The organism is Acidimicrobiia bacterium, assembly GCA_029210695.1.
GTDB lineage: Bacteria > Actinomycetota > Acidimicrobiia > Spongiisociales > JAHEDJ01 > JAHEDJ01.
Genome location: JARGFH010000147.1, coordinates 1 through 1,077 on the forward strand (window position 1 = coordinate 1; position 1,077 = coordinate 1,077).

The 1,077-nt window shown below is 64.3% G+C and carries 2 protein-coding genes; both read left to right on the forward strand.

Going from position 1 to position 1,077, the window contains the following annotated elements:
* The coding region (locus tag P1T08_18815) for a hypothetical protein (GenBank protein MDF1598126.1) at window positions 1–314 on the forward strand (314 nt) is incomplete at its 5' end.
* The gene (locus tag P1T08_18820; GenBank protein ID MDF1598127.1) at window positions 305–1,048 is read left to right on the forward strand and encodes a hypothetical protein; all 744 of its coding nucleotides are present in this window, start codon (window positions 305–307) and stop codon (window positions 1,046–1,048) included. The genes P1T08_18815 and P1T08_18820, both read left to right, overlap by 10 nt.
* Window positions 1,049–1,077 lie beyond the last annotated feature (29 nt).

The following is a 1,077-nucleotide window of genomic DNA, read 5'->3' on the forward strand; positions in this document are numbered from 1 at the left end:
ACGCCGGACCTGACCGAACCCCAACCCGGTCCCATCACACTGGCGAACCGGTGGTCCCATCAAGCTGGCGAGCGACAACCCAGGCGGACGCCGCCCGGAAGTGGGGCGTGGACACCTCGGTGGTGATCAAGCTGCGTCGGGATGCCAAGGACGCAGCGATGGCGGCGTTTGCTTCTTCTCGGCCGGGCGGATCGCGTGATCCCCGTGATGTCGAGATCGAGATGCTGAAAGCTGAGATCGCCCGACTGTCCGAGGCGATCAAGGAACAGGCGATCGAGCTGGCGTTGATCCGAGGAAAATCGCGTTGGGCCTGAACCTCGCCCGGGTCCCGCTCCGCTGTTCAGGCGAGGTCAAAGAGGGCTTGTTGAAGCTGATCGACCAAGCCACCGATGCCGGGTGGTCTCATGCCCGCGCCTGCCGGGTTCTCGGGGTCTCTGATGTGAGAGCACACCGCTGGCGAGTCCGCCGCCGTATCGTCGGCACGCTCACCGATCTGGCTCCGGGCGGAAACCCGGTCCATCGGATCCTCGATTGGGAACGCCAAGCAGTGTTGGAGCTGGTCGAAGAATGGGGGCCTGTCGACCGCACCCACCGCAAGCTGGCGAACCGGGGCTCGTATCTGGGTCGAGTGTTTGTGTCTCCTTCGACAGTGTTACGCATCACAGACGACGCTGGAGTGTCGCTGCCGGGTGAACGGGCCCGACCAGGGAGACCGGCCCCGCAGCTGCCGGAGATCCCCTGGGAACCCAACCGCATCTGGATATGGGACGCCACCCACTTCACCAGATGCGATCGAGCGGTCTATGCAATCGTCGATGTCGTCTCGAGGTTCTGGATCGACACCCTCGTCACCACCGAACAGGCCTCCACCCAGGTGCAGCTGCTGTTCACCCAGGCACTCGAATCCCAGGGGCTGTTGGACCCAGAGGGCCGCCCGATCAGACGACCCCATGGCGGGGCGGGAGATGACGGGGAGGGTCCGGTGTTGGTGGCCTGGTCGGATAACGGGCGCTTCGGAATTGAGCGGGGTGTAGGGGTTCCCGGTTGATTAGGAGGGCTCTGCCAATCTGATGGTTA